The sequence below is a fragment of the Caballeronia choica genome (assembly GCF_001544535.1).
GTDB classification, from domain to species: domain Bacteria; phylum Pseudomonadota; class Gammaproteobacteria; order Burkholderiales; family Burkholderiaceae; genus Caballeronia; species Caballeronia choica.
The window spans coordinates 1-3,561 of the sequence record NZ_FCON02000325.1 but is presented as its reverse complement, the minus strand read 5'-3'; the positions used below and the strand labels follow the sequence as shown (position 1 = coordinate 3,561).

At 66.2% G+C, this 3,561-nt stretch carries 4 protein-coding genes; 3 read left to right on the top strand and 1 reads right to left on the bottom strand.

Annotated features, from left to right (window positions below; translation table 11 throughout):
• Window positions 1-216: 216 nt before the first annotated feature.
• From AWB68_RS43255 to AWB68_RS43245, 3 genes are all read left to right on the top strand, one after another.
• Window positions 217-987, top strand: a complete 771-nt coding sequence (locus AWB68_RS43255) for an enoyl-CoA hydratase (RefSeq protein WP_087650230.1) — start codon at window positions 217-219, stop codon at window positions 985-987.
• The gene (locus tag AWB68_RS43250) at window positions 984-2,108 is read left to right on the top strand and encodes an enoyl-CoA hydratase/isomerase family protein (protein WP_087650229.1); all 1,125 of its coding nucleotides are present in this window, start codon (window positions 984-986) and stop codon (window positions 2,106-2,108) included. The genes AWB68_RS43255 and AWB68_RS43250 overlap by 4 nt, the downstream gene beginning before the upstream one ends.
• A 117-nt stretch (window positions 2,109-2,225) precedes the next feature.
• On the top strand, window positions 2,226-2,936 hold the full coding sequence (locus AWB68_RS43245) for a hypothetical protein (protein ID WP_087650228.1): 711 nt from the start codon (window positions 2,226-2,228) through the stop codon (window positions 2,934-2,936).
• Window positions 2,937-3,042: 106 nt separating this feature from the next.
• Here AWB68_RS43245 and AWB68_RS43240 read toward each other — a convergent pair.
• Window positions 3,043-3,561, bottom strand: a 519-nt coding sequence (locus AWB68_RS43240) for a DUF6572 domain-containing protein (RefSeq protein WP_235028842.1), incomplete at its 5' end; no start/stop codon positions are given.

Here is a 3,561-nt window from a genome sequence, read left to right as displayed (position 1 = left end):
CTGCTTTCTTTGCTTACTTTCTTTGCAGCAGCAAAGAAAGTGAGTCCCGCCCCGGACAGGGGCAGAGCAAATAAACCGCAAAGAAAACAAGTTCCATAGAAGCCTGAGCGCATCAAACGGTGTTTCCTCCAAACCCCCCCGCCCCCGGCCCCAGCCCCGAGCACCAGCAATCAACCCACAACCCAAAACCAGCGAAGTGAAACGGAGCCCCAACCGATGATAGACGTGAAGCACGACGGCCAGACCGTCACGCTCGAACTGAACCGACCGCCGGCGAACGCCTTCACCGCCGAAGGCCTGCAGACGCTGCAGCAAACCATCGAACGCCTGAACGCCGACGCGACCGTGCGCGCCATCATCATCACCGGCCACGGTCCGAAATTCTTCAGCGCGGGCGCCGATCTCAACCAGTTCGCCGATGGCGACAAAGCCCACGCGCGCATCGCCGCGCAACGATTCGGCGCGGCGTTCGAAGCGCTCCAGAACGCGCGCGCCGTCGTGATCGCCGCGATCAACGGCTATGCGATGGGCGGCGGCCTCGAATGCGCGCTCGCGTGCGATATCCGCATCGCCGAGGAACACGCGCAGATGGCGCTGCCGGAAGCGTCGGTGGGCTTGCTGCCATGCGGTTGCGGCACGCAGACGCTGCCGTGGCTCGTCGGCGAAGGCTGGGCCAAGCGGATCATATTGACCGGCGAACGCGTCGATGCGCAGACGGCATTGCGCATCGGCCTCGTCGAGGAAGCCGTGCCGACAGGCGCTGCCTACGAACACGCGCTGAAGATGGCGTCGCGCGTCGCATCGATGAGTCCCGATGCGGTCGCCTTCTCGAAGCCGCTGATCCACGCGGCGCGCGAGGGGACGCCACGGCGCGCGGCGCTCGCGATGGAACGCGAACGCTTCGTCGATCTGTTCGATGGTGCCGATCAGCGCGAAGGTGTCGCTGCGTTTCTCGCGAAGCGCAAGCCGGCCTGGAGCACGCGATGAGCACTCAGAACGTGTTGCAGGACGAGCCGGAAGTCGGTTTCGACGTCGTCAATCGCGTCGCGGTCGTGACGCTGAACCGGCCACGCGCGTTGAATGCGCTGTCGCATGAAATGATCGGGCAACTCGCCGGCGCGTTCGAACGCTGCCGCGCCGACGATGCCATCGTCGCGGTCATACTGCGCGGCGCGGGCGAGAAGGCGTTCTGCGCGGGCGGCGACATCCGCGCGCTCCACGACGCCGCGCGCAGCGGCACGCCCTGGCTGTCGTTCTTCGTCGACGAGTACCGGCTCGATTACGCGATTCATCATTTTCCGAAGCCGGTCGTCGCGCTGATGGACGGCATCGTGATGGGCGGCGGCATGGGACTCGCGCAGGGCGCGGCGCTGCGGGTCGTCACCGAGCGCACCAGGATGGCGATGCCGGAGACGCGCATCGGCATGCTGCCCGACGTCGGCGCAACGCATTTCATGCGCCGCATGCCGCTCGACGTCGAGCTTTACGCCGGCTTGACCGGCGCGACGCTCTCCGGCGCGGACGCGGTCGCGTTCGGTCTCGCTGAGGTATGCGTGCCCTCGACGTGGCTTCGTGACTTCGTGCAACGGCTCGAAGCGGTGCGCTGGGATCAGTCCGACAAGCCGCTCGATGCGTTGCGGCGCGTGTTCGTGCCGCCTGCGAACGTCGAACGCGACGCGCCGCTCGACGCGCATCGAGCGCAGATCAGGCGGCATTTCGGCGGCGGGGGCGGTGTGTGCGGTGCGGGCGGGGTGGAGCGCATCGTGGCGGGCTTGCGGCGGGACGCCGCGTCGGATTGGGCCGCGGCGACGCTTGCCGCGCTCACGTCCCATTCGCCGACGATGCTCGAGGTCACGCATCACGCGTTGTCGCGCGGACGCCATATGACGCTCGCCGACTGCTTTCGCATGGAACTGGGCATCGTGTATCGCGCGATCAGCGACGGCGATTGTCTCGAAGGCGTGCGCGCGTTGCTCATCGACCGCGACCAGCGGCCGCGCTGGGCGCCTGCGACGCTCGCCGAAGTGTGCGCCGAGCGCGTGCAGCACTTCCTTTCGTCGCCGTGGCGGCTTGCGACGCACCCGCTCGCCGACCTCGGCGTGCAATGAATCAAGGCAATGAACCGACAAAATCGCAAGCAAATGTAAACTCCACGAACCGCTGAACCATCCGCCGGTCGAATCGGGCTCATTCGATCATCGGACAAATCAGGGAGAAACCGAAACATGGCGAATCGATCCTCGTGGATTGCACTGCTGGCCGCGGCGGCGCTCGTCGCGCCCGCCGCGTCGTACGCGCAGCTCAACCTCCAGCAGTTCGGCTTCGGTAGTGGCAGCGCGCAACCGGCGGCAAACGGCGCGGCCCAGCCATCGGCGCTTACGTCGCTCGTGCAGAACTATCTGGGCGCAAATCAGCAGGTGCTGAGCGGACAGTCGAGCCTGGCGTCGTCGATGGGAATGACGGGCGTCGCGAGCCAGGCGCAGTCGGCGGCAGGCCTGCTGGCGGGCGCGGCAGGCGGTGCGGGCGGGTCCGGCGCACTGCCGAGCGCGAGCGTGCTGTCGCAACTCGGTGGAACGCAGCAGAGCGTGTCGCAGTCGCTGATGCAGGCTTTCACGAACGGATCTTCGACGCCCGCGCCGACCGGTGTGAACAAGCAGGCGTTCACCGACGGCCTCGCGTCGCTCGGCAAGGGCGTGAGCCAGTACGCGGGGCTGCAATCCGATCTCGGCGCGGTGAGCAACACGATGAGCGTGTCGTCGTTGCTGCAGGCGGGTTCGAATCCGGCGACGGCGCAGGCGGCGAGCTATATCGCGCAGTCGGCGCCGGGACAGTTGCAGTCGCTCGTCTCGACGCTGACGCAGGCGGTGCAGTACGCGAAGACCAACGGCATTTCGGTGCCGACGGTCGCGACTGCGGCGCTTAGCGGGGTAAGGTAAGCGGACGGCGTTGGGCGGGGAATGTGAAAAAGCGCTGAAGCCCGGAGGGCTTCAGCGCTTTTTCGTTCCTGAATCGTTTCACCGACGGTTCCCGGAAGCGCTCACCTCACAACGAAGCAACCTGTCGCAACGCGAGGAGCGCGGGACCCGCCGCGGACTCATCCGCCTGCGCGGGCAACGCTGCCGGCAGCGTCGGCGCCGGTTCCGGTTGACTCGGGACAGCCGCATCCGGTGCTAGCGCCGCGATATCGCACGATTCCTCCGCCAGCAGCGCCGGCCGCACGTCGACCGTCCGGCTGCGCACCTCGAAGCCCGAAGTCCGGATGATCTGTTCGCGCGTTTTCCAGAACCGCGCAGCCGATGGCGTCATCGGCCGCGTCGCGACGTACTCGAAGACGATGCCGTAGCCGCGCACCTCCGGATAGCCGGCCAGCAACTGGCCGCTACGTATGTACTGTGTATACCGATCGATTTTCTTTGTCAGCAACGCGAAATGCGTGGCTTCGTCGTCCCAGTCGAGATCGTCGAAGATCCCGACGTAGACGTGCTTGAAAAGGATGTTGACGCCGATGTAATCGATGGAGTCCACGTCGAGCAAAGACATGGCAATTCCCCCGCGCCCGCG

Excerpts from the sequence above, each read along its gene's own strand:
- AWB68_RS43255 (WP_087650230.1), top strand. The coding sequence starts at position 217 with ATGATAGACGTGAAGCACGACGGCCAGACCGTCACGCTCGAACTGAAC.
- AWB68_RS43250 (WP_087650229.1), top strand. The coding sequence starts at position 984 with ATGAGCACTCAGAACGTGTTGCAGGACGAGCCGGAAGTCGGTTTCGAC.
- AWB68_RS43245 (WP_087650228.1), top strand. The coding sequence starts at position 2,226 with ATGGCGAATCGATCCTCGTGGATTGCACTGCTGGCCGCGGCGGCGCTC.